The organism is Streptomyces cinnabarinus (genome assembly GCF_027270315.1).
GTDB lineage: Bacteria > Actinomycetota > Actinomycetes > Streptomycetales > Streptomycetaceae > Streptomyces > Streptomyces cinnabarinus.
On the sequence record NZ_CP114413.1, the window covers coordinates 9,017,679 to 9,041,367 of the forward strand.

21 protein-coding genes are annotated in these 23,689 nt (G+C 69.6%); 6 read left to right on the forward strand and 15 right to left on the reverse strand.

The window, feature by feature from the left end; all coding sequences use genetic code 11:
* The first annotated feature begins 12 nt into the window (after positions 1-12).
* A complete protein-coding gene (locus tag STRCI_RS40580; protein WP_269664021.1) occupies positions 13-1,629 on the forward strand; it encodes an alpha/beta fold hydrolase in 1,617 nt (538 codons plus the stop codon).
* A gap of 150 nt (positions 1,630-1,779) precedes the next feature.
* On the opposite strand, the gene STRCI_RS40585 is transcribed toward STRCI_RS40580, so the two are convergent.
* Positions 1,780-2,292 (reverse strand): DUF6817 domain-containing protein, encoded by a 513-nt coding sequence (locus tag STRCI_RS40585; RefSeq protein WP_269664777.1) that lies wholly within the window; start codon positions 2,290-2,292, stop codon positions 1,780-1,782.
* Between the two features lie 220 nt (positions 2,293-2,512).
* Between STRCI_RS40585 and STRCI_RS40590 the strand changes: the two genes are divergently transcribed.
* Positions 2,513-3,421 (forward strand): LysR family transcriptional regulator, encoded by a 909-nt coding sequence (locus STRCI_RS40590; protein WP_269664022.1) that lies wholly within the window; start codon positions 2,513-2,515, stop codon positions 3,419-3,421.
* A 34-nt stretch (positions 3,422-3,455) separates the two neighbouring features.
* On the opposite strand, the gene STRCI_RS40595 is transcribed toward STRCI_RS40590, so the two are convergent.
* Positions 3,456-4,691: a PucR family transcriptional regulator gene (locus tag STRCI_RS40595; protein ID WP_269664023.1), complete on the reverse strand. Its 1,236-nt coding sequence runs from the start codon at positions 4,689-4,691 to the stop codon at positions 3,456-3,458.
* Between the two features lie 358 nt (positions 4,692-5,049).
* Between STRCI_RS40595 and STRCI_RS40600 the strand changes: the two genes are divergently transcribed.
* On the forward strand, positions 5,050-5,898 hold the full coding sequence (locus tag STRCI_RS40600) for a DUF4394 domain-containing protein (RefSeq protein WP_269664024.1): 849 nt from the start codon (positions 5,050-5,052) through the stop codon (positions 5,896-5,898).
* 81 nt (positions 5,899-5,979) lie between these two features.
* Here STRCI_RS40600 and STRCI_RS40605 read toward each other — a convergent pair whose 3' ends face one another.
* Positions 5,980-6,339 carry a DoxX family protein gene (locus STRCI_RS40605; protein ID WP_269664025.1) on the reverse strand — a complete coding sequence of 120 codons (360 nt, stop codon included), beginning with the start codon at positions 6,337-6,339 and terminating at the stop codon, positions 5,980-5,982.
* A 13-nt stretch (positions 6,340-6,352) separates the two neighbouring features.
* On the reverse strand, positions 6,353-6,847 hold the full coding sequence (locus tag STRCI_RS40610) for a cupin domain-containing protein (protein ID WP_269664026.1): 495 nt from the start codon (positions 6,845-6,847) through the stop codon (positions 6,353-6,355).
* Between the two features lie 81 nt (positions 6,848-6,928).
* Here STRCI_RS40610 and STRCI_RS40615 point away from each other — a divergent pair, with 81 nt between their 5' ends.
* Entirely contained in the window at positions 6,929-7,780 is an 852-nt protein-coding gene (locus STRCI_RS40615) for a LysR family transcriptional regulator (protein WP_269664027.1), read from the forward strand.
* Between the two features lies 1 nt (position 7,781).
* On the opposite strand, the gene STRCI_RS40620 is transcribed toward STRCI_RS40615, so the two are convergent.
* Positions 7,782-9,059 carry a DUF2254 domain-containing protein gene (locus STRCI_RS40620; RefSeq protein ID WP_269664028.1) on the reverse strand — a complete coding sequence of 426 codons (1,278 nt, stop codon included), beginning with the start codon at positions 9,057-9,059 and terminating at the stop codon, positions 7,782-7,784.
* A 268-nt stretch (positions 9,060-9,327) separates the two neighbouring features.
* On the opposite strand from STRCI_RS40620, the gene STRCI_RS40625 reads away from it, so the two are divergent.
* Entirely contained in the window at positions 9,328-11,184 is a 1,857-nt protein-coding gene (locus tag STRCI_RS40625) for a glycoside hydrolase family 15 protein (RefSeq protein WP_269664029.1), read from the forward strand.
* Here STRCI_RS40625 and STRCI_RS40630 read toward each other — a convergent pair.
* From STRCI_RS40630 to STRCI_RS40660, 7 genes are all read right to left on the reverse strand, one after another.
* A complete protein-coding gene (locus STRCI_RS40630; RefSeq protein ID WP_269664030.1) occupies positions 11,135-12,919 on the reverse strand; it encodes a cation:proton antiporter in 1,785 nt (594 codons plus the stop codon). The two genes, STRCI_RS40625 and STRCI_RS40630, sit on opposite strands and share 50 nt — an antisense overlap.
* A 69-nt stretch (positions 12,920-12,988) precedes the next feature.
* The gene (locus STRCI_RS40635; RefSeq protein WP_269664031.1) at positions 12,989-14,047 is read right to left on the reverse strand and encodes a cytochrome d ubiquinol oxidase subunit II; all 1,059 of its coding nucleotides are present in this window, start codon (positions 14,045-14,047) and stop codon (positions 12,989-12,991) included.
* Complete coding sequence (locus tag STRCI_RS40640; RefSeq protein ID WP_269664032.1) at positions 14,044-15,522, reverse strand: cytochrome ubiquinol oxidase subunit I; 1,479 nt, start codon at positions 15,520-15,522, stop codon at positions 14,044-14,046. Before STRCI_RS40640 ends, STRCI_RS40635 begins: the two co-directional genes overlap by 4 nt.
* 42 nt (positions 15,523-15,564) lie before the next feature.
* Entirely contained in the window at positions 15,565-16,404 is an 840-nt protein-coding gene (locus STRCI_RS40645) for an SDR family oxidoreductase (RefSeq protein ID WP_269664033.1), read from the reverse strand.
* A 164-nt stretch (positions 16,405-16,568) separates the two neighbouring features.
* Positions 16,569-18,161 (reverse strand): GMC oxidoreductase, encoded by a 1,593-nt coding sequence (locus tag STRCI_RS40650; RefSeq protein ID WP_269664034.1) that lies wholly within the window; start codon positions 18,159-18,161, stop codon positions 16,569-16,571.
* Between the two features lie 136 nt (positions 18,162-18,297).
* Positions 18,298-19,215 (reverse strand): cyclase family protein, encoded by a 918-nt coding sequence (locus tag STRCI_RS40655; RefSeq protein ID WP_269664035.1) that lies wholly within the window; start codon positions 19,213-19,215, stop codon positions 18,298-18,300.
* A 109-nt stretch (positions 19,216-19,324) separates the two neighbouring features.
* Positions 19,325-19,738, reverse strand: coding sequence for a DUF7144 family membrane protein (locus STRCI_RS40660; RefSeq protein WP_418953433.1), 414 nt, complete (start codon positions 19,736-19,738; stop codon positions 19,325-19,327).
* Positions 19,739-20,174: 436 nt separating this feature from the next.
* Here STRCI_RS40660 and STRCI_RS40665 point away from each other — a divergent pair, with 436 nt between their 5' ends.
* The gene (locus STRCI_RS40665) at positions 20,175-20,594 is read left to right on the forward strand and encodes a DoxX family protein (protein WP_269664036.1); all 420 of its coding nucleotides are present in this window, start codon (positions 20,175-20,177) and stop codon (positions 20,592-20,594) included.
* Between the two features lie 15 nt (positions 20,595-20,609).
* Here the strand turns inward: STRCI_RS40665 and STRCI_RS40670 are convergent, their stop codons facing one another.
* Genes STRCI_RS40670 through STRCI_RS40680 form a run of 3 tightly spaced genes read right to left on the reverse strand, consistent with a single transcriptional unit; the run spans position 20,610 to position 23,510 of the window.
* Complete coding sequence (locus STRCI_RS40670) at positions 20,610-21,896, reverse strand: hypothetical protein (RefSeq protein ID WP_269664037.1); 1,287 nt, start codon at positions 21,894-21,896, stop codon at positions 20,610-20,612.
* The gene (locus STRCI_RS40675) at positions 21,889-22,563 is read right to left on the reverse strand and encodes an HAD family hydrolase (protein WP_269664038.1); all 675 of its coding nucleotides are present in this window, start codon (positions 22,561-22,563) and stop codon (positions 21,889-21,891) included. Before STRCI_RS40675 ends, STRCI_RS40670 begins: the two co-directional genes overlap by 8 nt.
* Complete coding sequence (locus STRCI_RS40680; protein WP_269664039.1) at positions 22,560-23,510, reverse strand: FkbM family methyltransferase; 951 nt, start codon at positions 23,508-23,510, stop codon at positions 22,560-22,562. Before STRCI_RS40680 ends, STRCI_RS40675 begins: the two co-directional genes overlap by 4 nt.
* Positions 23,511-23,689: the final 179 nt, after the last annotated feature.

Here is a 23,689-nt window from a genome sequence, read left to right on the forward strand (position 1 = left end):
GGAGTACGCAAGATGCCCCCTCGTACGACCCCTGGCCGGCGCCCCGCGCGCCGGCTCCCGTCCACGCTGGCCGGAGCCACGGCCGGCGCCCTCGTCATCGGCCTCGCCGCGCTGCCCGCACACGCCGAGTCCGGCACCCACGACCCGATCGGCACCGTCGCCCGCACCGTGCACGGCGCCCACTTCGAACCGGGCCCCTGCCCCAGGACGGCGGACCCGATCCCCGACCTGGCGCGCGCCCGCTGCGGCACCCTCACCGTGCCCGAGAAGCGTTTCAAGGCCAACGGGCACAAGGAGCCAAGAGCCCGCCACGGGCGCAAGATCACCCTCGCTGTCGCGATCATGCCCGCAGCGAGCAGAAGACCCGCGCCCGACCCCATCGTGTGGCTTGCCGGTGGCCCCGGCGACGACGCGGTCTCCGAGATCCCGATGGCGCTCGTCGGCAACCTCAACCGCGACCGCGACGTGATCTTCATGTCCCAGCGCGGCACCTACTCGGCCGACCCGGAGCTCACCTGCCCGAACATCGACCAGTTCAACGCCCGGGCCCTCGGCCTCGTCTCCAACGCACCGTCCACCCGGCGCCTGCACGTCCAGGCGACGCGGGCCTGCCGCGACCGGGTGGACGCCAAGGGCGCCGACCGCAGCACCTACAACGACATCGAGAGCTCGGCCGACTACGACGCCCTGCGCAGGACGCTGGGTGTCAGGAAGTGGAACGTCTTCGGGATCTCCTACGGCACCCACCTGGCGCTGAACTACATGCGCCTGCACCCCAAGGGCATCCGCTCGGTCGGCATCGACGGCGTCCTGCCGCCGTCCCTGGCCGGCGGGGCCGTGACCTGGAAGGCCGCACGGGAGGGTTTCGACGGCCTGTTCAAGGCGTGCGCGCAGCAGTCCGCCTGCAACACCCGCTACCCGAACCTGAGGGCCACCTTCCTCCGCCTCGTCCGTGAGCTGGAGGCCGACCCGATCACCACCACCGTCACGGTCCCGGTCCACCCGGAGCCGGTGAAGGTCGTGCTGGACGGGGCTAACCTGGTCACCTGGCTGACCTCGGCCACTCACGTGGCGGAGGGAGTGCCGCGCTCCCTCGACGAACTGGCCCATGGCAACCCGCAGCGGATCGCCGAGCAGCTCGCGGGCGGCAAGTACAGCCCGCAGGCCATCGGAAGGACCTCCCACGGACTGGTCTACGGCATCTTCTGCAGCCAGTGGACCCCGTACGAGAGCCGGGCCGACATCGTCGAGGGCGGACGCCGCGCCTTCCCCTCCTTCCCCCGGTCGATGCTCGCCAACGCCCCGCAACTCGCCTGGCTCCACGACGACTGCCACGCCTGGGACGTCCCCCCGGCGCCCCCGTCGGTCCGGGACGTGACCCGCAGCGACATCCCGACTCTCGCCCTGTCCGGCGGGTTCGACGCCCAGACGGCACCCAGCAACGGCGCCTACGCCGCCCGCACGCTGAGCCGCTCGACCGCCGTCACCGTCCCCTACGTCGCCCACGTGGTGTTCGCCGACTCGCGGTGCGCGCAGACGATCACCACGTCGTTCTTCGCCCGCCCGAGCGCCCCGGACACCAGCTGCCTCGCGGGACTCCAGCCGCCCTCGTTCGAGATCGCACCGTAAGCCGCCCGCCGACGACGACCGGCCACGGCGCCGGAACTGCCGGGGCCTGCATCCACGATGGTGGTGGACGCAGGCCCCGGCGGTGCAGGCCTGCATGGCGCTGACCGTGCTCGGCCGCGCCGGCTTCTGGGCTCTCCTGACCTGTGTCACTCAGGGGGAGGCGAGCGTGATGCGGCAGGCGTGCCAGGCATCGGGGCTGAGCAGGTCCTGGAGTCTGGTGAACAGAGTGAGCAGTTCAGGGCCCCATGTGTCGCGGAAGGCGGGGTCGGTGGTGGCGAGGTCGAGTTCGTTGGCTGCTGTGAGTTCGACGAAGTCTCTGCGCGATTGTGGGCCAGGGGTGAGGGAGCGGCCGGTGAATCGGTCGCAGAAGGCAGCGTCGGGGTGGTGGAGGGCAGGGTAGGTGGACTTGCGGTCGCATGAGCCGTACAGGTACACCATGGCCTCGGCCTCGGTGCCCACCACCGCTGCGAGGTCGCTGCGACGGTCCAGGGGCAGCAGTGCGGTGGGAAAGCCGTCCGTGCCGTAGAACGCGTGGCACAGGCCGGCGAGTTGGAGGGCCGGGCGGGCCTTCCACGCCGCGACCCGTGCCTGTACGCGCTGGAGGTGGGTGAGGAGCGTGCCGCCTGGGTGGGCGACGCCCTCGGCACCGTAGTCACGCAGCATGGTGACAGCCCGTTCGGCGGGAGCAGGAGGACTGGGCACGGTGTCCGGTTCCCTTCGGTGACAAGGTTGGTCGGCACCCGCACGCCGCCTTCGCCGGTCCGGATCCGTGCGAAGGCCCCGTGCGGGTTGCCGCCTGGGCCCTGCAACGATCTTCTGGCACCTCGGTACCCCAGTCAATCCTGGGGATTGCTTCACAAATCCCAGGTGTAGCTTGGGTGTTGTGACGCTCGATGACTTGCGTGTGTTCGTGGCCGTGTGCCGGGCGGGAAGCCTCAGTGCCGTGGCCCGTGACCTGTCCTGTACACAGTCCGCGGTGAGCCAGCACGTCAAGCGCCTGGAGCGGGAGACGGGCCTGAGCCTGCTGGAGCGCCAGCCGCGCGGGGTCGTTGCCACGGCGGCGGGGCGCATCCTGTGCGATGCCGCCGCCGAGGGGATCGCCGGTCTCGATGGTGCGCTGCGCCGCCTGGGAGACCTCGTGAACGGCGAAAGCGGTTCCGTGCGCATCACGACCGGCGGAACGACGGTCCGGCACTTCATGGCCGAGGCGATCGTCTCCTTCCGGCGCCGCTACCCGAAGGTGAGCCTGGAGTTCCAGACCGAGACCTCCGGCCGCCGCTGCTTCGACGCCCTGCTGGCCGGCAACCTCGACCTGGCCTGGATCACGGTGGGCGGCCCGGTGCGCGGCATCGAGCAGCGCCCCGTCGTCGATCTGCCGTGGGTGCTCGCCGTACGCCGCGACGATCCGCTCGCGGCCCGGCCACGCATCGACGCCTCCGACCTGACAAGCGGCATCCGCCTCGTGCGACTGCCGCCCAACTCCACCTCCGGCGCCCATCTGGACGCGGCCTTCGAGGAGTTGGGGATCAGGACCGGCTCGGACACCAGCGTCGCCGACTGGGACACCGCCCTGCTCCTGGCCGAACTCGGCCTGGGCCACGCCGTCGTCCCCGCCGTACCGGGTCTTTCGGCCACCGGTGACGGCAGCCCGTTGCGCCTCATCCCCGTTCCATCGCTGCCGCCGCTGTCGGTCGGCTGGGCCGTACGGCGCTGGGACGCCCTCTCCCCGCTCGCCCGGAGTTTCGCCGACACGGTTGCCGCAAGCTGCACGAAGACGGGCGACACGGGGTGAGGACGCAGTCCATGGTCCCCGCGCGCGGTCAGCGTCACGCTCCCGACATGCGCCGGGTGACGACGGCGCTGAGCGTGCGCACGCCCCGCGTCGAGCCGGGGTCGATACCTGTGAGCTCACGGACCCGGCGCAGGCGGTAGTCCAGGGTCCGGGTGTGGACGTTGAGCGCGGCTGCCGTGGCACCGCGGTGCATGTCGTGACGGTAGTAGGCGTCCAAGGTGGCGACGAGGTCGGGGCCGTTGTCCAGACGACGGGCCACCGCGCGGAGCCAGTCGTCGACGAACGGCACGTCCGCGACGGCGAGTTCGACGAATACATCCGCCACGGTGTGTGGCCGCAGCCGGGCGGACGCCCGCTGTAGCGGGGCTGCCCGGCTGATCCGCCGAGCGCGGTTCAGCGCGTCTGCCAGTTCCGGCAGGGGTGCGCTGGACAGGCCGACGGCGCAGGGGCGGCCGAGGGCGTGGGCGAAGTCCTGTACGAGAGGCGGCAGATGGTCTGGCGTGCGGTCGGGTAAGAGGCCGGGAGTGACGTGTGGCAGTGCACTCTCCGTCTCGGCACCAGGGAACAGGGGAAGCAGGGCGATCAGCTCACCGCTCCCGTCGCTGACCTCCGGTCCCCATACGACCGGCGCCCGATGGCTCTTCACCAGCGCACCGATCTCGTTTTCCAGGAAACGATCGAGGGCGGGCGGGTCAGGAAGCCGGAACACGGTCACCGCGTAGTGATCCGGAAGTTCGATGTCGACCGCTTCGGCGATTTCCGTCGAGATCGGGTCTGCGTTCAGCAATGACCGGGTCAGCAGGGCGACCTGCTCAATGTAGGGAATTCGGCGGCGCAGTGCGCGGACGAATCCCTGGCGGTAAGCACTGATGCCGCGTTCACCCTGCGGGGCGAACCAGATCATCATGCGCATGAGCTCGTCGACACCAGTGCTGCGCTGGGCCTCGGTCGCCTCGTTGATCTCGCGCAGCATGAGGGCCGTGTGCACGCGAAGCACCCGCTGCCGCGCGCCGAGGGACATCCCGGCCCCCGCCCGCAGCTCGCCCATGGACGCGATGTAGTCAAGATCATCCCGGCTCAACTCACTGTTGTCGGGCGACAGTTCGACGGTACGACGGCGGAGCCACACGGAGTGCCCCAGCGTCTGGTCCCGGGCCCGAGGGTCCTTGTCCAGGAACTCGAACTCCGGGATCTCACGTGTGTATGTCTCGACCTCACGGCAGGCGTTGGTCGACGCCTGCCGGGCCAGCTCGGCGAAGAGGCTCCCCATGAACGCGAGCCTGTCATTCAGCACGAATGATCGGCAGAGGGGATCCGGACGGTGTTTATCACTCTGCACAAAACGGCCCCAAGTGCATCGACAGCGCCTTTGTCAAAGTGCGCAAAGTTCCCGCATCGGGGCGTTCTTGTCAGCCCTTCCAGTTGTGGAGGAGCCGTGAAGCGGCCTTAATGAGTACCGCATGCCGGCCCGCAGGAAGAACCCCATCGGAATCATTCCGGCAGGACGCCGGCATGCCTGCGGTAATCAGTACGGCTGGGAGTAGGGAAACTTTCAGCCAGGCGCCTCGAATGGCGTTCACTCAAATGGGAGGGGAACTTCGATGAAAGCAGGTACGCGAAAGAGAATCATGGCCGCGGTAGCGGTCCCGGTCACGTCGACGGCGCTCATGCTGGGCACACCCGGCACCGGCTTCTCCGCCGCCGCTGCCACGCCCAGCCTGCGCGCGTTCGGGATCAGCGGTGATGGCACCCTGATGGCCACGTTCACGACCGACCGGCCTCAAATCCTCGACTGGGTGCGGGCCGTCACCGGCCTCAGCGGCGACACGGCCCTGATCGGGATCGACTTCCGGGTACAGGACGGCCTGATGTACGGCGTCGGCAACAAGGGCGGCATCTACACGATCAAGACCCCGCCGGCCACCACGGACGTTGTCGTCACCAAGGTCTCCCAGCTCCAGTACGCGCTGAACGGCGCGAACTTCGGCGTCGACTTCAACCCGGCGGCCGACCGGCTGCGCGTCATCAGCGACAACGGCCAGAACCTGCGGCACAACCTCAACGACCACAGCACGATCCAGGACCTGAACCTCACCACTCCGCCGACGGAGGGCACGACCAAGGGCGTCTCGGCCGCCGCCTACACGAACAACGACCTCAACGCGGCCACCGTGACCACGCTCGTGGACATCAACACGACCACCGACCAGGTCGTCCTGCAGTCCCCGGCGAACAACGGCACGCTCGCCCCGACCGGCAGCCTCGGCATCGACGCCGGCATCAACGCCGGCATGGACATCTACAGCACCCTGTCCGGCGGGAAGACGGTCGACAACGCCGCCTTCGCCTCCCTCACCCCCTACGGCGCCGGCACCCCCTCGCTGTACAGCATCAACGTCTTCACCGGACAGGCCACCTCCATCGGCCAGTTCCCGCTGAACATCACGGACCTGGCCATCTCCCTCACCGGCTCCTGATCTCCGGGCCGTTCGGCCGGACTTCGCCGTGGCCCGCCCACGCTGTGACCGCGGCGTCGGCGGGCCCGGTACGGTGCCTGATCACAGGCCGGTGGCCAGCCAGAACGTCACGGCCGCGGTGGCGATGAGTCCGACGTTGAGTGTGATCTGGCGGTCCTCGCCGGTCAGGTGAACGGCGACCGCGCCGATCTGCAGGAGTACGAAGCCCATCGCCGCGGCCGGCGCCAGCCACGACGCGATGCCGGTCAGCGGCGGCAGCAGCAGTCCGATCGCACCCAGTACTTCGACCACTCCCAGCGCCCTGACGACGGGCAACGGGATGCGATCGACCCATGCCATCATCGGCCGGAGCTGATCGCGGCTGCGGGCCACCTTCATCAGGCCCGAGTAGACGTAGAAGAGGGCCAGCAGGCCCGCGATGATCCAGTACGCGATGCTCATCATTCCGTCGCAGTCAGGTGGGGTCGGTGGCGGGCTCGGTCGCGTACCGGCTCATCGCGTCGATGTTGGCCCGTGGCGTCAGCGGTCGGCCGTCGGCGAGCGCTTCCTGGAGGTCTCGGAAGTACTGCACGTACAGGTCAGGGGTGAAGGTGCTGAGCATCACGGCGGGACGGTCGGTCAGATTGGCGAAGGTGTGCGGGGTATGGGGCGGAACCATCACGAGCGTGCCTGCGGCGGCGTCGTGGACCGCGTCCCCGACCGTGAACCGCACGGTGCCGGAGAGGATGTAGAAGCCCTCGTCGTGTCGGGCATGACGGTGCTGCGGCGGCCCTTCGGTGTACGGGGCGAGAACGGACTCGGCGATCGCGAGGCGGTGCCCGGTGCGGGAGCCGTCCTCCAGAACGCGCATGCGCGTGGTGCCCAGAACAACCGTCTCCCCGTCGCCGGGACCCACCACCGAGACGGCGGGACCGGCCTGCCGCTCGCTTGTTTCGGCTGGTTCAGTCATGCGTACGAGTGCACCGCCGACGCCCGACCGGTGTCCAAGACCCCTTCCGCAGTGCCGATACCTTGTGGGTATCGTTGCTGCGTGGAGCTACGAACCCTGCGCTACTTCGTGGCGGTCGCCGAGGAACTCCACTTCGGACGGGCCGCTGCCCGGCTGCATATGAGTCAGCCGCCGCTGAGCCGGGCGATCAAGCAGATGGAGGCCGACGTCGGCGCCCCGCTCCTCGTCCGCTCGCCGGCCGGCGTCACGCTCACCCCGGTGGGCGCCGTGCTGCTCGACGAGGCCCGGGACCTGCTCGATCATGCCGACCGGGTCCGGGTACGGGTGAGCGCGGCGGCGGGCGTCGCGGCCATCACCGTCGGCATCCTGGGCGACGGCACGGATCCGGGAGTGGCGAGGCTGGCCTCCGCCTACCGCCGACGTCATCCCAGCATCGACATCCGCATCCGGGACACCGATCTCACCGATCCCACGTGCGGGCTGCGCGCCAGGCTGGTCGATGTCGCTCTGACCCGGGCCCCGTTCGACGAGGCCGCCCTGACGGTGCGTACGCTGCGGACCGATCCGATCGGCGTGGTCCTGCGCGCCGACGATCCGCTGGCCCGCCGCGACCGGCTGCGACTGGCCGACCTGAGCGACCGGCGCTGGTTTCAGTTTCCGCAGGGGACCGATCCCCTCTGGCAGTCGTACTGGAACGGCGGCAGGCCGCGCGAGGGCCCGGTAGTGCGCGCCGTCCAGGAGTGCCTGCAAGCCGTGCTGTGGAACGGCACGGTCGGTCTGGCTCCTCTCGGGCACGACCTGCCCGCCGAGTTGGCTGTGGTGCCGCTGACGGACATGACGCCGAGCCGAGTGGTGGCGGTGTGGAACGAAGGCGACACCAACCCGTTGGTCCGATCCTTCGTCGAGCTCGCGACCGCGACGTACCGCCACTGAGTTACAGGGAGGGCTGCCCGCCGATGCCCTGCGGGTCGGCCTGTTGCGCGATGGCGCGTCGGGCCCGATCGGTGAACGTCCGGTTGATCGACTCCTGCAGCAGGGTCAAGTGCGTGCGCACGGAGGGGTGTCGCTGCGGCGGCAGGGTGGCGAGCAGACCCTCGAGCATGGCGCGGAGCCTGCGGCAGACCTGCAAGGACGAGCTTCCGTAGTGGAGGATCTCGCACACGGCGAGCTGAAGGTAATTGTCCCAGTTGCGCCCCGGTAGCACGAGCCGGGCCGTGCCTTGGCCGTCGGCCAGCACGTAGCGGCCGGGCAGCTGCGTCCTGCCCACCGTGTGCAGGAACCGCTCGACGTAGTTGATCACCTGTACGGCGGTGGTGGGGTCGTTCACCGCCGGGGACAGTGCCCGGATGGCGATGTCGACGAGGATCCTCAGCGCGAAGGCGGGGTCTTGCTCGATGGTGCGTTCGGCCCCGAGGGCGATGTGACCGACCACGTGGGCCGGGTCCGGTTCGGAGACGCCGCCGTGGACCTCGACGAGCACGGTTTCGGGCGGAACGAAGTCGCCGACCAGCCGGGTCACGACGAAGACGCAGTCGTGGCGCGCCGCCTGCGCGATGAGCCCGGCCACGTCGAAGGCCTGGACGGCGCCTCCCCGCTCGGTACGAATGCGCATCGACGGGCCGTCGGGGGGCAGGGCTTCGGATTTGTCGGGAGCGGCGCCCCGGATGGCCGCCGCGCCGCTGGTGAAGACGGACTCCCCCATGCCCGCGACGAGCTCGGCGATGGCCACCGGCCGAAGGCTGTGGGTGAACCGATTGAGGTAGACGAGCAGGAGTACGAGGCTGACGGCGACTGCCGCGCCGGCCAGGGTGACCCCGAGGTCGGGGACTGAGTGGGATTCGACGCTGCGCAGCAGGGAGAAGGCGAACGCGAACGTTCCGGTGAAGGTCGCCAGCACCGCTTTTTGCAGCCTGTCGCGATACCACAGCCGCATGTAGCGGGGTGAGAGTGTTCCGGTGGCCTGCTGCACCACCAGCACGCCGATGGTGACGACGAACCCGAGCAACGCCACCATCGCGCCCACGATGGCGGTGAGCACGCCGCTCGCCGTCGTGGCGGAGTACTGCCAGCCACTGGGCAGCCAGTCCGAGCCGTCGGCGAGCAGGGCGAGTTCGGCGAGCAGGACGCCCAGGACGAGACCGAGCAGCGGAATGATCCACAGACTCGCCTTGACGTACTGCCGCAACCGGAATCTGGCGGCCCAGGAAGTCATGACACCCACATCACACCCCTTCACCGGACATGTCAGGTGAGCTGTCGCCACGTGAGACGGCCGGCTTTGTCGACGGGACCACCATCACCTCACGCCAGGCCGGTTTCCGCACCAGCGCAGCCGCCGGCACCCCTGTCACCTGGTGCGATGGCCTTGTCAGGACGGAGCGGCGTCGGCGGCCTAAGCTGATCGGGTGTCGCCCCGCTGATCACATCGGCCGCGAGAGGGTGCCCCGACCGTGGCCGACCAGGGCTGAAAGGGGTCCGCGATGGACGACTACCCCCTGATCGAGGACCACGGCCTGATCGGTGATCTGCAGACCGCGGCGCTGGTGACGAGGGATGCGACGATCGACTGGTTCTGCTGCCCGCGGTTCGACTCGCCCAGCGTCTTCGGCGCTCTGCTCGACCGGAGCAAGGGCGGCCACTTCACGGTGCGGCCGGCGGCGAGGACGTACACCTCCAAGCAGCTCTACCATCCGGACACCGCCGTCCTGGTGACCCGCTTCATGACCGAGGCCGGGGCGGGAGAGGTCGTCGACTTCATGCCCGTGACCGGCACGACGGTGACTGACCGGCACCGTCTGGTCCGCATGCTGCGCTGCGTACGCGGCAGCATGACGTTCCAAGGAGAGATCGCTCCGCGCTTCGACTACGGCCGTAGCCCTCACGAGCTGCACCTCACCGAGGACGGGGCCGTGTTCACTTCCCAGGCCCTCGACCTCGCCCTGCACCTCGTGCGGGAGCCGCAGGACGAACGGCTGCTGAACATCCTCTCGGCCAACGACAACGACGTGCACTTCTCCTTGACCCTGCAGGCCGGACAACAGCGCGGCCTGATCATGGAATCCGCTCCCGCGGGACCCCCGCAGCAGGTCCGGGTGGAGGAGTTCGAACGCCTCTTCCACGAGACGGTCCGTTACTGGCGCTCCTGGCTGGGCCAGTCCACCTACTCCGGGCGCTGGCGCGAGGCGGTGGAACGTTCGGCCGTGACGCTGAAACTCATGACCTACGCGCCGACCGGCGCCCTGGTCGCCGCCCCTACGACGGGGCTTCCCGAGCAGCTTGGGGGAGAGCGCAACTGGGACTACCGGTTCACCTGGATCCGTGACGCCTCGTTCTCCGTGTACGCCCTGCTGGGCCTTGGATTCAAGGAGGAGGCCGCCGCGTTCATCGACTGGCTGCACGCCCGGGTGAAGGAGAAGGCGGGCCAGGAAAGCGGCGGCTCCGGACCGCTGAACATCATGTACCGGGTCGACGGTTCGGCCGACCTGGTCGAGGAGACCCTCGGCCACTGGGAGGGGTACCGCGGCTCCGCCCCGGTGCGCATCGGCAACGGGGCGGCGAACCAGCTCCAGCTCGACATCTACGGAGAGGCGCTGGACAGCATCTACTTCGCGCACGAGCACGGCATGCATCTCGACCACGGAGGCTGGAAGGCCCTGCACACCCTGCTCGACTGGCTGGTCGACCACTGGGATCAGCCCGGCGAAGGGCTCTGGGAGACACGCGGCGGCCGCAAGGACTTCACCTACGGTCGCGTGATGTCGTGGGTGGCCTTCGACCGGGCCCTGCGGATGGCCCACGACGACGGCCGTCCCGCGGCCGGAGGACGCTGGGTCCAGGCGCGGGACGCGATCTACGAGCAGGTCCTCGACCGGGGGTGGGACCCCAAGAAGCAGGCCTTCGTGCAGCATTACGGCGACGACGTGCTCGACTCCGCGCTGCTGCGCATGCCGACGGTCGGTTTCATCATGCCGGGCGACCCGATGTGGCAGTCCACGCTGAACGCGATGGAAAACGAGCTGGTCAGCGACAGCCTGGTCTACCGCTACAACCCCGAGGCGTCCCCCGACGGGCTGCGCGGCTCCGAGGGAACCTTCTCCCTGTGCACGTTCATGTACGTCGACGCTCTGGCCCGGGCCGGACGCACCGACATGGCGCGGCTGGTGCTGGAGAAGATGCTCACCTACGCCAACCATCTGGGGCTGTACTCCGAGGAGATCGACCTCACAGGGCGGCAGTTGGGCAACTTCCCGCAGGCTTTCACCCACCTCGCGCTGATCGACGCCGCGATCACCTTGGACGGGATGCTGCGGGAGGAGCGGCGGGTCCGAGGAGGATGACGGTGTCGCCCTGTCGCGGCGTGCTCTCGCTGGTCTCCGTGACGGGGTCCAGCTGGTGGTCGGCCCGCACCACGAACAGCGTGTCGTGCTCCGGCGGCAGCGGATCGGCGGCCGGCCGCACGGTGAACCGGGCGCCTTGGGCGTAGCGCTCCGCGAGCGCGTGGCGGACCAGCGAGCGGCCGAAGAGGATGTCGCCGCCGGTGTACGGAGCGACCACGCCGTGGCTGTCCTGCGGTGGCCCCACCCGGTAGACGGGCCCGTCGACGTTGTCCTGCATCACGATCGAGGCGAGCGCGTTGAAGTCGTCGTCATCGGTGACCAGGAAGACGGCCGTCACACCCTCCAGACGCGCTCCGGGGTTGATGGCCGTGGCCAGCAGGTCGCCCTGGGCCAGACCGAGGCCCGCTTCCTTGATCCTTTCGCGCTGCTCGTCGAGGCCCGCCCACAGCAGCACCCCCAGTCCGGCGGAGCGCAGGGCCCTGCCCAGGTCGATAACCCATGGCTCGCCGCCCACCAGGAGAATGCGCGTGCCCGCCGCCTTGACGACCCCCAGCCGTCTGGCCACGGGGGCCGCCGTCAGCGCGTACACCACAACGGTCCCCACGATCACCAGGAACGTGACGGGCAGGATCTTCGCCGCCCCCGTCACCCCCCGCTGGACCAGACCGGCGGAGAAGGTCGACGCCGTCGCCGCCGCGACGATGCCGCGTGGATCCATCCATCCCACGAAGGCGCGTTCCCCCCGGGACAGATCGGTGCCCGCCACGGCGCCGAAGGCCACGAGCGGCCGGACCACCAGCACGAGGATCGCGATCAGGCCGAGCGCGGGAAGGAGCACCGGCACCAGGGACGCCGGGGTGACCGTCGCGGAGATGGAGATGAACAGCAGTCCGATGATCAGCTGGACCAGGGTCTCGAAGAAGGGGCGGCGCGCGGGCATGTCGAAGCCGCGCAGATTGGCCACGGCCAGGCCGGTCACGATCGCGGCGATGAGTCCGGTGTCGTCCCGTACGACATCGCAGCCCGCCGACACCCCGATGACGACGGCGAGTTGTGCCAGCGTTCCCAGAGTCTCCCCGAGCCGGAGGCCGCGCAGGGTGAACCACAGCAACAGGGTGCCGACGACCCCGCCTGCCAGTCCCACGGCAAGGCTGAGGAGGAACTGGCCGATCTGGTAGCCCCGGCCGATGTCGACCTGGTGCGAGGAGGCGACCGCGTGGAAGGTGAGGGCGCCCAGGATCGCGCCGATCGGGTCGGTCAGCGTTCCTTCCCAGATGAGGATGCGCCGCACCTTGTCGCTCGGCCGCACGAAGTCGAGGATCGGCCCCACGACGGTGGGACCCGACACGACGAGGATCATGCCCAGCATCGCGGCCACGCGCAGCGGCATGGCGAACATCGCCGGTGCCACCGTCGCGACGACGAAGAAGGTGAGCAGGAGGCCGTACACCAGCAGCCGGCCCACGATCCCGCGGGTGTGGTGGGCGAGTTTCCGCAGGTCGAGGCCGAGCCCGGCGTCGTAGAGGATCACCGCGACGGCCAGCGACACCAGGGCCGAGAAGGCCGGGCCCAACAGCTTGTCCGGGTGGACGATGTCCGTTGCCGCGCCGGCGGCGAACCCGACAGGAAGCAGGATGATCAGGGCTGGCACACGCAGTCTGTTCGCCAGGATCTGCGAACCGGTGGCGAGCACCACCGTCAGGGCGAGCCCGAGCAGGATCTCGTCGTCGGTCACGGCTGCTTCCCTCCGCGAGGTACGGGCGCGGGGCGATGTCCAGGACGAGTGACGAGTACGGACAACCGATCAGCCGTCGGGTGCCGCACCGTCACCGGCCGCGCGGCCCGGCCGGCGCAGCTCGGAGTCGGTGAGCTCCTCCAGCTCACCGCGCGAGTCCAGCCAGTACAGGAGAACGACGGCCGGCACGACGACCACGAGGGCCACCAGGGTGACGACGGCCAGCCACGTCAGCGTGCCGGAGGCACCCGCGGCGTCGGCCACGGTCAGCGACGTGGGCAGCAGGTAGGGGCGCTGGGCCATGCCCCAGGCGATGACGGCGGACGCGACGACGGCGACCGCCGTGACGCGCGCCCACGTGCCCGGCGAGCGCAGCAGCAGCCATGCGGTGGCGACAGCGGCGACCCCGGCCACGAGGACGAAGAACAGGCCCAGGCCGCGGGTGAGGCCGTGCCAGATGTAGGGGGCGTCCTCATGGGTGACCCATCCGGTGACCACCGCCAGGACGGTGAGCACGGCGAGACTGCTCAGCGCCCGCCGCCTGAAGTAGCCGACCAGGTCGGGCGCGTCGAACCTGCGGGCGTCGCCGATGAGGAACACCGCCCCGAGGAACGCGGTGACCGCGACGGCGACCAGTCCGAAGACCAGCGAGGTCGCACCGGTCCACACGTCCGCCGAGAGCTCGGTACCGGGAGCCACGCGTTCCGACGCGACTCCGCCGACCGCGGCACCGAGGAAGAACGGCGTGAGCAGTGAGGCCACCGCGAACACGGCACCGTACAGGCGTCGCCCGGCCAGGCGTTGGGTGGGTTTGCGGAGTGCGAAACCGGCGCCGCGCAGGACCATGCCGACGACGGCCAGGGCCAAAGGGAGCCACATCGCGGAGAACACAGTCTCGAACAGGACGGGGAAACCGGTCCACATGATGACCAGGACGAAGATCAGCCATACGTTGTTCACCTCCCAGACGGGGGCCATGGCGCGGTCGATGAGCCAGCGAGGGCGCCTGCCGCGTTCCGTCCCGCCGGCCGTCAGGTCCCAGAAGCCGGCCCCGTAGTCCGTGCCGCCCGCGCACGCGTACGCGGTCACGGCCAGGAGCAGCACCATGGCGATGAGGTCGGCGGTCACGGGCCCTCACCCCCCGCCCGGCCGGCGCCAGGACCGGCCGTCGGCACGTCGTCCGCCGGAAGGGAACCGCGCGGTCCGTAGGGGATGTCGGCCTCCGGCATAGGGGAGCCGCTCGGCGTTTGCTGCGCGTCGGCGAGCCGCCAGCGCGTGCGCATCTTCAGCAGGACGACGAGGAAGGAGCCGAAGAGGAAGACGTATACCACCATCACCACCCCGAGCATGATCCACAGGGTGGTGGAGCGGGTCGATGTCACGGCCTCGGCGACCCGCATGTTCTGGTAGACGATCCAGGGCTGGCGTCCCACCTCGGTGGCGATCCAGCCGCACTCGACAGCGACGACGGAGGCGACACCGGCGCAGGCGGCGGCGCGGTAGAACCACCGTGAGGCGGGCAGGCGGCGGTGGCGCAGCCGGATGAACCCGTACCACAGGGCCAGGAGCAGCAGCGCCGACCCGATCAGCACCATGATGTCGAAGGCCCAGTGGGCGATGGTCGCTTGGACGGCCGTGGGGCGCTGGTCGGCCGGGACCGAGGTCAACCCCCTCACCTCGGTGTTGGCGCTGAACCCGGCCAGGAAGGAGTCGAGCAGGGGGATCTTGATGCCGCCCGAGACGGTGCCGTTCTCGTGCAGCCGCCCGAAGAGGTATTCCGGCACGCGGGTGTCGGTCTTCCAGACGATCTCCATCGCGGCGAACTTCACCGGCTGTTTGTGGAAGACCGACCGGGCGATCGAGTCGCCCAGGACGAACTGCACCGGAGCGGCGATGGCGGCGATGGTGAACGGCACGGCGAAGCCGAGCCGGTGGTAGTGGTCCCGGCGGCCGCGCAGCCAGCCCACGGCATAGACGCCGGCCACCATGAAGCCCGCGGTGAGCACCATCGCCATGACGAAGTGCCAGTACTGCGGCCCGAACATCGGCGTGAAGATCGCCTTCCAGACGTTCACGTCGACGGGGTTGCCCTCGGAGTCGAGGGAGAAGCCCTGCGGCGTGTTCATCCAGGAGTTGGCGGCCAGGATGCCGAACGCGCCGAGCAGCGCGGCGAACGGCAGCGGCAGTGCGAGGAGGAAATGCGTCCGCGGCTTCAGCCGCCGCCATCCGTACAGGTAGATGGCGATGAGGACGGCCTCCAGGAAGAAGGCCCAGGCCTCGACACCGAATCCGACGCCGAAGACGTCACCCCACCGCCCCATCAAACCGGGCCACAGCAGACCGAACTCGAAGGAGAGCACGGTGCCGGTGACGATGCCGAGCGCGAACTGCACCGCCATGACGGCCGACCAGCGTCGTGCCAGGAGCAGGGCCGTTGCGTCCTTGCGGCGCAGTCCGCGGTAGTGCATGACCAGGGTGATGAAGGGGAAGGCCACGCCGAGGGGGACCAGGATGATGTGGGAGGCCAGGGTGAAGGCCATGAGTTCCCGGGCCGGTAGGAGCTGGGCCGGGGCGTCGGCCAGCAGATGGAGCGAGGTGGGCATGCGCGGCTTCGCCGTTCGTTCAGGTCAAGGGCCGGGAAAGGGTCATCCGCCGGTGGCGAAGCCAGGGAACAGGGTCATGCCTCCGTCGACGTACAGGGTGGTTCCCACCACGTAGTCCATGAGGTCGGAGGCGAGCGCCACGACGGCATGGGCGATGTCCTCGGGGTCGCCGATCCGGTCGTAGGGGATGAGCCTGAGGAGGTCCTTTTGGGCTTCGGGGGTCTCCCAGGCCGCGCGGTTGATCGGCGTCTTGATCGCCCCCGGGGCGACCGCGTTCACACGGATCTTCTCCGGGGCGAGCTCCTGGGCCAGTGTCTGCATCATCATCTGCACGCCGCCCTTGGAGGACGCGTAGTTCACGTGACCCGACCAGGGGATGATCTGATGCACCGAACTCATGCAGATGATCTTCCCCGCGGAACGTGACACCTCGGGCACCACACCCCGGCGCCGGAACTCCTTGGTCGCCTCCCGTGCACACAGGAACTGGCCGGTGAGATTGACGTCCAGGACCTTCCGCCACTGCGCGAGCGTCATCTCCGTGAGCGGGGAGTCGCGCTGCAGGCCCGCGTTGGCCACGAGGACGTCGATGGTGCCGAACTCCTTGACCATCCGGTCCATCATGGCGACGACCTGGTCCTCCTGGGACACGTCGGCTTCGTACGCCGCCGATCGCACCCCGTACGAGGCGATCTCCTCAACCACCTCCTCGGCGGCCTCACGACCCGCCACGTAGTTCACGACCACGTCGGCACCGGCCCGGCCCAAACCGATGGCGGTAGCCTTGCCGATGCCCGAATTGGCGCCGGTGACCAAGGCCTTCTGGCCGTGCAGCAAGCGCGCCGGGATCACGCCCTGGGGCGCTCCCACGGTGGAATCCATGCCGTACTGCCTCCCTGCTGTCCGGTTGCGTTCAAGCCCTGCGTCACCTCGACCGGGCAAGGTCACGCAATCACCCGGGAGGGAGGTCGGCATCTCTTCGGAATCTGTTCGGGCTGTTGCGCCAGCATCTTTCGTCCGGACGGACCAACGCCCGGTTGCCGGCGTCAGCCCAGCCGGGCCAGGAGGTGGTCGCCGACCCGCAGGGCGTTGGCGATGGCCGTCAAGGACGGGTTGACCGCGCCGATGCTCGGGAAAAAGCTCGTGTCGACGACGTACAGGTTGTCCAGGTCATGTGCCTTGCAGTGCACATCCAGCGCGGAATCGGCCGGATCGGTGCCGAAACGCACGGTGCCCGCCTGGTGCGCCGTCGCTCCGATCGGCATGCCCTTGTGCAGATAGATGCTGCGGGACAGCAGCCGGTGCTCGTGCATGCCCAAGTGGCCCAGCATGCCCTGCAGTTTGTGCCGCAGACGCTTCAGGCCCTCGATGTTGTTCCGCTCGTCGAGAGCGAGCCGGATGCGAGCGTCACCGTCGAGGGTGACCCGGTTGTCCGCCAGCGGCAGGTCCTCTCCGCACAGCCAGAAGTCGACGGCGTGATGGGCCAGTACCTCGAACGGCATGTCGGGTGCCACCGCACCGGCCCACCGGGGAGCCTCGCCGTGGATCTGCTCGGCGTCCGACTTGCCCAGCATCTGGATGCCGCCCAGGGGAAAGTCCCAGTCGTCCGCGCCGAGATACCAGTCGTGCAGGGCCAGGGTCTTTTGGAACTTGGTGTCATTGGGTTCCTTCGACACCGCCATCAGGGCCAGGTTGTTGTGCCGCATGTAGAACCGGCCGACCACGTCGGAGCTGTTGGCGAGGCCCCGGGGATGATGCTCGTTCGCCGAGGCCAGCAGCAGCGCAGCGGAATTGACCGCCCCGCAGGAGACGACCACGACATCCGCGGTGAACCGGACCTGCGAGCCGTCGGGAAGCCGGCCGACGACCGCGCTGACCCTGCGACCGCGCTCATCGGTCTCCAGCCGCACCACCTGCGTGTGCGTGACCATCTCGACATTGGGGTGCTCCAGAGCGGGCTCGACACAGATCACCTCGGCGTCGGACTTGCCGCGCACCAGACACGGGAAGCCGTCGACCCGGTCGCACCGGATGCAGACACTGGAGTGAGTGGGCCGCCCCCCGTCCTCCTGGCTCAGGTTGACCCCGATCGGCAGGTGGAACGGGTGCAGGCCGCGCTTTTCCAGGTCGTCGCTCAACTGCTGGATGCGCGGCTCGTGTGCCACGGGCGGATGGGCGTACTGCGCGCTCACCGGGCCCTCGCCGGGATCCTCACCGTGCCGTCCGTGGACGAGATACAGATGCTCGGCCTGCGTGTAGTACGGCTCCAGATCCTGGTACCGGATCGGCCAGGCGGGAGAGACACCGCCGTGATGACGCAGCTCGCCGAAGTCCTGGGGCCGCAGCCGGAACAGGGCCGCACCGTAGAACTTGGTGTTTCCGCCGACGTAGTAGTTGACCTCGGGCGGGAACTCGTCGCCGTGCTTGTCGAGCCAGAACTCCGGCGCCCGGTACTTGCCCTTGACGAACACGGCCGTCGAGTCCCAGTTGTCGCGTTCACGTGGCAGATGGCCGCCGCGCTCGACCAGAAGGATGCGCTTGCCCGACGGGGCGAGGCGATGGGCGAGGGTGCCTCCACCGGCTCCGGTGCCGATGATGACGACGTCGTAGTGCGTGCCGTCGCCCACGGCGACCACCATCCTTGGATCATGGCCCCGACCTGGTGTCAGGCACCTGATGCCCCCCTGGGCGAGGGCTCAGCGGTCCCGCCGTCCCGAAGGTATCGCCCCGGCGCGCGGCCAGCGACCGGAGCGCCTTGCGCGGTGCCGGTCCCGGTCACAGGACCGCGATCGGGTTCACGGGCGATCCCGTGGCTCCGGCCAGCCGCAGCGGAGCGACCACACACAGGAAGCTCCACCGGCGGGCCCGCACACAGGCGGGGACGAGATCCTCGAACCGCAGGTAGTCCATCAGGTGGATGCCCATGGCGTGGATGGCCAGGACATGTACGGGGAAGGCGACGTCCGGCACCGAACTGGGCGCGGTGTCGTTGTTGCCGTCACTCCCCAGGGCCGTGACCTTCCGCTCGGCCAGAAACTCCGCCACCGTCGGATGCAGACCCACCCGAGCCTCCGCGCTGTTCCACGGCCCGAGTTCCGTGCGCCGCAGACGATGGCCCACCCTGACGAACAGCAGGTCGCCCGCACCGACGCGGACCCCCTGAGCGGCCTCGGCAGCCCTCAGATCGTCCAGGGTCACGTGGTCGCCCGGATCCAGCCAGGGCACGCCGCGCAGCCGCGGGATGTCCAGCAGCACGCCCCGGCCGACGAGACCGTTGCCGACCAGGTCGACGGAGAGCCTCGAAGCACCCTCGGCCGTCACCGCGCTCGCGGGCACCCCACCGTAGAGCTGACCGTTGAACACGACGTGGCACAGGGCGTCGAGATGACTGTCCGCGTCGCCGTGCACGTTCATGGCGAAACGGTCCGTGGCGAAGTGCAGCCCCTTCGAGGTGATTTCGCCCGGGCTCGGGCCGGTCATCCGGTGCACCGCCGGTTCGGGGTCGTCGGGGCCCCGCACGGTATCGATCGCGGCCGCCAGCGACACGGTACGTCCTGTGCGGACTTCCCCAGCGGCCGCTGTGACCCGCTCAGGAGTCAGATGACGCAGCGCACCCGTTCTGCCGTCCACCGTCGGCTGCGCCGCCTGCTCGCGCAGGCGTTCGTACAGCGCCCGGAATTCGTGCGCGCTCATGCGGCTCGCTGTCGGCTCCACGGACGGTGTCACGCAGTCCCCCTGGGGCTCGGTCCCACGGCAGCGCCCGTGTCGCGGTGTCGAGTGTTACGCGAGTCGGTCCTGGAACTCAGTCCCGCAGAGGACCGGGAGCCACGCACAGCGCCCAGATGACGAGCGCGTCCAGGGCGATGAACAACAGCGCCCACCACGGCTGGTGGGGGAGCCACATGAAGTTGGCGATCATGCTGAGACCGGCCAGCAGAACGCCGACGATCCTGGCCCATACGGCGCCTTTGAACAGGGCGAACCCGGCGAGCATGATGAAGATGCCCAGAATGAGATGGATCCAGCCCCAGCCGGTGAGGCTGAACTCGAAGACATAATTGCGGGTGGCCAGGAACACGTCGTCCTTGGCTATGGCCGCGATGCCTTCCAGCAGCGTCATGATGCCGCTGAAAATCATGATGACAGCGGCGAACACCAGCAGACCGCTGCCGTGCGTGTGCCCTCGCCGACCAGGGGCTTGCGTGTGGGCTGTCATGTCAGGTGCCTCCTCATCCGCCCCGGAGCGGTTTCCCTCCGATGGACCGGATACCTCCAATCTGACCCCGGCGCTCCCTCGACGCATGTCGGCGAGACGGGACGGCCGGCGCCGCCGCCTGCCCGGCACGGCGGGAAAGCCCTTCTCACAGGTCAGCGGCGTGTGGTCGCGCTGGAGGCTCCGGAGGCGTGCCCTGCGACAAGAGTGCTGACCCAGCCGGCACGGCTGATGCGGCACGCGGAGCAGGTGCCCCCAGGTCGTGCCGCGCCGGGATCGGAAGAGGCGAAGGCGTGCGCTCGCCCGGGGCTCGGAGTCAGGCGGGGTGACCGCATCGGGCAAGGGTGGGCCGCGCAGGACGGCGAGTGTCCGCTACCCTGCCTACCGGCCAGTAACGAAGACGGTCCGTCAGCTCCCCGACCGACGCTGTGAGGTACTCGTGGACTCCTCCCGTACGCCCGACCGCGCCGCCGACCGGTCCGCACTCCAGCTCGCCGGGCTGCTGGCCGTGGCGGGCGCCGCGCACTTCGCCGTGCCGAAGCCCTTCGACGCGATCGTGCCGCGCGTGCTGCCCGGCCGCCCGCGGACCTGGACCCACCTGAGCGGCGCGGCCGAACTCGCGGTCGCGGCAGCGCTCGCCGTGCCGCGCACCCGGCGCGCGGGCGGCTGGCTGGCGGCCGGACTGTTCCTCGCGGTGCTCCCCGCCAACGTGCAGATGGCGGCGGACTGGCAGCGCCGCTCACCGGCGCTGCGCGCCGCCGCCTGGGCGCGGGTGCCGTTGCAGGTCCCGCTGGTGGTGCGGTCCCTGCGGGCGGCCCGCGGAGCGACGGGCGCGAACACCTGCCCGGAGCCTCGATAGCCCCGCTGCTGAGGGCTATCGAGCAGTGCGGACGACGTCGTCCGGTGAACGTGGCTCGGGTGCGCGGACGATGGTGTGAAGGACATTTCGGGGCAGTCGTTCGAACGCGGTCAGTGGGTGGTGGCGGCGGGCGTTCTTCAGTTCGTTCATGAAGGATTCGCGGATGCCCGTGCTGCCGATACGGCTGCTCATGACGATCGTGTCGGGGGTGCCGGCGTCGTCTCGGGTGCGGCGCAGGTCGAAGACGAAGCGGCGCGCGAAGTTCAGGTGGGCGGTGGCGATGCGGACGTGCTCGGCCAGCAGCAGGTAGCAGGCGGCGAGCTGCGGGTGCTGGGCGGCGACGGCGGCGAGTTTGTCGCGGTCCGCATCGCGGAGGACCTGGGCATCGAGCCCGGTCCGGGCGAGAACCACGTTCGGGAGCGAGGTGGCTCCGATCAGGCGGGTCAGGCGCTGTTGTCCGGCGGGCAGGAGGGCGGGGAACAGCCGGCGGATGTAGGAGAGGTAGTCGGGCACGTCCACACCCATGATCAGATCGCGGGCGATGAACTCGACGTCGGCGGCTCCGCTGGGCGGGAAATCTCCCGCTTCCCAGTGGTTGGTGAACTGCCGCCAGGTGTCGGTGAAGAACTCCGGCGACATGCGCCGCTCGGCGGGAGCGCGGGTGAAGTCGGCGAACAACTGGTGCACGACACGCAGGAGTCCGGCGGCGCACGTCATCCGCTCGATGGTGTCTTGGGTGGGCATCTCGGTGGTGAGCAGGGGTTCCAGCAGGTCGTTGGCCGCCAGCTCGACGGCTTCGGCCCGTTTGACGAACAGCAGCAGCTCCACCTCGCGCGGGTCGCCGGTGTGGGTGCGGACCTGTCCGTCGGCGAAGACGCCCGGTACGTGCCAGTGCTGCCCGGCGAAGTCGACCTTGATGGTGGGCGGGTTCCAGTGGAAGTACGACACGTAGGTGTCGCGGTCCGGGTGCCCCTGGCCCGTGCGGTCGGCGACCTGCCCGAGATAGGTGCGAAACGGCCGGCCTTGGATGGCCAGCTGATCGAAGACCGGGGTGGTGTCGAAGGCAGGGGTGTGCCGCTGCTCGACGGCGTGCCGCACGCACGCGGAGCCCCACATGCCCAGCAGCACCGTGGCCTGTGCTGCTTGCCGGGGGCTGTACGCCTCGGGCTCGGCGTACAGGAGGGGCAGGGCTTGCGTACGCACCGCCTCGATCAGGGTGCGGTAGTGGGCGCCTTGGAAGAGGATGCCGGTGTTGAGGCGCGGCAGGTGCTGCAGAGTCCAGGCGTTGGCGGTCTCAAGCATGCCGGACGATGGTCCCTTTCTGGTCCGCGCGGTCAAGCCGGACCATGTGCACGCCCTGCAGGTCGGGCGTCCACCAGTCGGTGCTGCTGCGGTGGCGGGCGAGTGCGGGGCCTACGCCCAGGACCGGCACTCCGGCGGCCCGGGCGGCATGGGCGCCGGTGAGCGAGTCCTCGACGGCGAGCGCCTGTTCGGGCCGCACGCCCAGCGCGTCGCAGGCGACGAGGTAGAGGTCGGGGGCCGGTTTGGGGGCGGCGACCTCGTCGGCGGCCACAGTGAACGGGACCAGGTCTGCCAGCCCGGCCAGGGCGAGCGTGGCGTCGAGCAGGGACCGCGACGAATTGCTGGCGATCGCGGTCGGCATCCTCGGCGCGGTGCGGCGCACGAGGTCGAGCGCGCCGGGCATCGGGCGGGCCAGCCGTGGAAGGGCGGCAATGGTGCTGTGTTCCAGTTCGGTCAGCAGCGCGGTCGCCGGCTCGTCGAGCAGCTCGGCGAGGATGGCGGCCTGTGCCGGAAGCGCCAGTGAGGCCAGCCGTGTGTGCACCAGCGGGCTGCTGGAGCGGTCGCGGCGGGCGAACATGCCGCTGACGGCGTGGCGGACGCACGGGTGGGTGTCCATCAGAGTGCCGTCGCAGTCGAAGACGACCGCGGCGACCGTGAACGTGATCATCGAAGGATCTCAGGGCGCACGTGCAGCTCAACCGGGTTGAAGCCCACCGGGTCGGGGCTGCGGGGCGGCACGCGGGTGAACCCGGCGGCGCGCAGGGTGGCGCGGACGGCGTCGCCGTCGATGTACTTGTCGTGGATCTCCATCACAATGCGGTCCACGTGCTTCATCCAGGGCTGGGGTTCGGCGAAGATGTCGCGTTCGCTGCCCTCGATGTCGACCTTGAGCAGGTCGATGTGCTCGATGCCGTGATCGTCCAGGAGCCGCTCGACCGTCACGGACGCGACCGTGCGCGAGGGGCGCGTGAGGATGTTCTCCAACCGGTGAGGGCGGGTGCGGCGCAGCTCGTACACATCGGGTACGGCGGTGCAGGTGTCCCAGAACCCGCTGACAGCGAAGGCGAGTTCACCCTCTGCGTCGGACACCGCCCGTTCATCGACAAGCCAGTTGAGACCTGATGCCCGGGCGTTGCGCAGCAGCACCGCGCGGCTCTCGGCGATCGGTTCGACGGTCAGCAGCGTGTGGGGACGGTAGCGGGCGGTGAAGTAGGCGGCCGCCTGGCCGGTGTTGCCACCGAGGTCGACGATCGTGCCCAGAGTGCCGCAGTCGTTCAGCGCGTAGGCCGCTTGGAGATCATAGGAGCGTTCCAGAAAGATCTGGTGCAGGATGAGCAGGTCGCTCTGGTTCTTGCGCACCCAGACACGGACACGGCCGCCGCCCGGCGTGGCGAACGACAACGACACCAGGTCCTCATGGTCCAGCGGACGGCCGGCAGCGCCGGCCAAGCGGCGCAGCATCCAGTACGGCGCACGCGCACGGCTGGCGCCGGTGGCGTGCCGCGCGGCCGTCACCACATCCCGCACCATGCCCGCGGACTCCCGCCGCAGGACAGCCGACCAGCCGACACCGTACTGACGGTCCGCGTCAGAACGCAGATAGCTCACAGGCACCAGGAAGACTCCCCGCTGCGGGACGGTCCCGCGCGCCCCTCATCCCAGCGCACACCGTCCGACCTGCACGGTCGGATCCCTGCGCGGCGTAGCAGGATCACCCGAACTGGCCAGTGCCGAGGCCGTGCCGGGATCGAGCCGGTGCACGGTGGCGGGGATGCGAACCGTCCGGGAAGGAC